This window comes from Sphingomonas sp., from assembly GCF_042091075.1.
Lineage (GTDB): Bacteria > Pseudomonadota > Alphaproteobacteria > Sphingomonadales > Sphingomonadaceae > Sphingomonas.
This window is the reverse complement of record NZ_JBELIE010000243.1, coordinates 1-2893: the sequence shown is the minus strand read 5'-3', so window position 1 is coordinate 2893 and position 2893 is coordinate 1. Positions and strand designations below refer to the sequence as shown.

The following is a 2893-nucleotide window of genomic DNA, read 5'->3' as shown; positions in this document are numbered from 1 at the left end:
CCCGACCGGCTGTACATCGAACTCGTCCGCCGCGGCGATGCGGTGGAGGAAGCGCCGAAGCCACGACGGCGCCGCGTTCGCAGCGCCGCGGCGGAGGTCACCCCGGCGGAGTGATCGGCAAGCCGTTCGATGACCGATAAGCAAAATACCCGTCCTCCCTGTGGAGGGCGGGTTTTTTGTCGATCGGCGGGTCGTCCTTCGGGCCACGATCGGCGAGTGATCGTGCGCTGCGATATCGTGTTCGGTTCACGCCGCGCGCTGCTGCCCGGCCGTTACGGTCGGTCGTGGCGAGGCCCCGATACGTCGCGGTCGGCGACGAACGAGTCGACCGCCTCGTCATGCCCGGTGCCCGAGCTCATGAACGCCAGCCCCATCAAGGCGCCCGCCATCGCTACCGAGGCGACCACGCCCCCGAACGTTGCCAGCGTCGCCATCCAGCCGAGCGGACCATAAGCGCGGCCCAGCAGCGCGATCGCGGCCAGCGCCGTCAGCACGCCGACGCCCGTGATCGCATACAGGATCCGGCGGAAGCGTTCCCAGGCGAAACGCGCATGATGTGGATCGTCGAGTCCGGCCATGGATTGTCTTTGCGCGCAAACATGGGATGATGCCAGCGGTGCACGACCGGCGCGGCACGATCCAGGGCCGGCGCGCGCCGAACGACGTGCGGTGGAGGAGAGGGTCATGACGATCGCCAGCATCCTGAGTGGCAAGGGCGCGCAGATTTTCTCGGTGACGCCCGATACGCCGGTGACGGAGGTCGTCGCATTGCTGGCGGAAAAGCGGATCGGCGCGGTGCCGGTCGTGGATGACGGCGGGGTGCGCGGCATCTTTTCGGAACGGGACGTGATCCGCCTGCTCGCGAGCGGCGGTGGCGGGTTGGGCGCCCCGGTCAGCAGCGCGATGACCGCGCCGGCGGTGACGGTGACTCCAGGGGAATCGGTGATCGGCGCGCTGTCGCTGATGACGCGCCGGCGGATCCGGCACTTGCCCGTCGTCGATGGGGGTCGGGTGATCGGCTTCGTCTCGATCGGCGATCTGGTGAAATATCGTATCGATCGGATCGAAGCCGAAGCGATGGCGATGCGGGCCTATATCCAGCAGGCCTGAGGCCCGTCAGCGCCGCGCGAGCGAATACAGTTCGCGGACCAGCCGCCGCGCGACGATCCATAGCAGCACCGCATAACTCGCCGCACCGGTGGGCACGAGGATCGCCAGCCGACCGGCCGGATCGGGCAAGGCCAGGAACCGGTCCAGCAGCAGGACGATCATCGCCATTGCCGCGGCGGCCAGCAACGGCGGCAGGATCGCGCCGATCACGTCGCGCGCGCGCGCGCCGATCGCGGGCAGCGCGCGCCGGCTCGCGATCAGCAGATAGAGCGGATATCCGCCGACCCACGCCAGCGCGAGGCCGGTCACACCGTGGGTGATGCCGATCAGAAAGGCGATCGTCATGATCGCCGCGCCGGTCGCGCCGTTGCGCACGCTGATCCCGGGGCGGCCGATCGCGTCGCAGGCGGGCTGGTACAGCACCTGCAGGGTCATGAACGGCATCGCCAGCGCGAGCCAGCGCACTACCGGAATCGCCTCGCGCCATTTCCCGCCCAATACCGTCAGCACCAGCGGCTCCGCGGTCACCGCCAGCCCCAGGTAGAAGGGCAGCGCCGCCGCCATCACGATCCGCACGCCCTTCACGAACGCCTGCGCGCGCGCGGTCCTGTCGTGCTGCAGCCGCGCATAGGCGGAAAAGGCGACTTCGTTGAGCGGGGGGACGAATTTCGCGACCAGGATCTGTGCGAGGAACAGGCTGGTGGTGTAGATGCCCAGACGATGCGGCGTCAGGTAACGTCCCGCGATCGCGACGTCCGCCTGCGTCTGGATGAACCAGAACAGCTGCCCCAGCGCCATCATTCCGCCGTAGCGGACGAGATGGCCGATGCCGCGCCAGTCGAACAGCGGCACCATGGCGAAGCGCGCCGCGCGCGACATCGCCACGGCGCGAGTCGCGTACAGGACGAACGGCGCGGCGACCAGCGTCCACACCCCCCAGCCCGCCAGCGCGGTGCCGAGCGCGGTGAGCGCGGCGGCCAGCGCGGCGAGCATGTTGGCCTTGGCCTGCGCGCGAAAGTCCATCCGCCGGCTCAGCAGCGCGGCGGGCAATGCGATGAACGGTGTGGTGAGGTACATGAATGCCTGCACCCGCAGTAGCGCGACGATCTCTGGCTGGCGATAATAAGCTGCGACCCACGGGGCCGCGACGATCTGCGTTACGGACAGCGTGCCGTTGAGGATGATCAGCACGCCCAGCGCCTGGCGGATCTGCCTGGCGGTGATATGCGGTTGCCGCACCAGCGCGCTGGCGAGGCCATAGCCGTCGAGCAGCGCGGTGAAGGCGAGGATCACCCCGGTCATCGCGAACAGTCCGTAATCCTCCGGGGCGAGGATGCGGATGACGAGGAAGGTGGCGCTCCACTGCACCAGCTGCGCCACGATCTGCGCCCCGGATCGCCATAGCACCGCGCTGCGGACGGTGCGCGCGAGCCCGGAATCGCGGTCGCGCGCCGGATTCGCGTCGTGATTCGGCGCATCGATCATTGCCCCGCCCTAGCCAACAGAGGTGATTAGCGGGTTAAAAGTCGCGGAATTCTGCGGCCTTGCGCGGTGAGTGAAAGAAAATTGCAAAAAGTGTTTGACGGGTTGGGGCCGCCCGCATAGAAGCCACTCCACCGACGCGGTGCTGCTGAAACAGCCGCTCGCATCGGTCGCCACATCAACGGACACCAAGTCCCCCGGTAGAGATAGCGGGGAACGAAGGTTGTCCGGTTTTGACGTCGGTTGGCTCTTTGACATTGTGATTTGATGAAGGGACATGTGGGCGGTGGTCTGCGGGTCT

Annotated in this window: 3 protein-coding genes; 1 reads left to right on the top strand and 2 read right to left on the bottom strand. The window is 67.7% G+C overall.

All coding sequences use genetic code 11. The features are described from left to right. Positions 1 to 272 precede the first annotated feature (272 nt). On the bottom strand, positions 273 to 578 hold the full coding sequence (locus tag ACFDSW_RS16150) for a hypothetical protein (protein WP_375251281.1): 306 nt from the start codon (positions 576 to 578) through the stop codon (positions 273 to 275). 106 nt (positions 579 to 684) lie between these two features. Between ACFDSW_RS16150 and ACFDSW_RS16145 the strand changes: the two genes are divergently transcribed. After that, a complete protein-coding gene (locus ACFDSW_RS16145; protein ID WP_375251280.1) occupies positions 685 to 1110 on the top strand; it encodes a CBS domain-containing protein in 426 nt (141 codons plus the stop codon). Between the two features lie 6 nt (positions 1111 to 1116). Here ACFDSW_RS16145 and ACFDSW_RS16140 read toward each other — a convergent pair whose 3' ends face one another. Then, positions 1117 to 2595, bottom strand: coding sequence for a lipopolysaccharide biosynthesis protein (locus ACFDSW_RS16140; RefSeq protein WP_375251279.1), 1479 nt, complete (start codon positions 2593 to 2595; stop codon positions 1117 to 1119). Positions 2596 to 2893 lie beyond the last annotated feature (298 nt).

Bases quoted from the DNA above. Each gene is read 5' to 3' on its own strand.
- ACFDSW_RS16140 (WP_375251279.1), bottom strand. From the start codon at position 2,595: ATGATCGATGCGCCGAATCACGACGCGAATCCGGCGCGCGACCGCGAT.
- ACFDSW_RS16145 (WP_375251280.1), top strand. From the start codon at position 685: ATGACGATCGCCAGCATCCTGAGTGGCAAGGGCGCGCAGATTTTCTCG.
- ACFDSW_RS16150 (WP_375251281.1), bottom strand. From the start codon at position 578: ATGGCCGGACTCGACGATCCACATCATGCGCGTTTCGCCTGGGAACGC.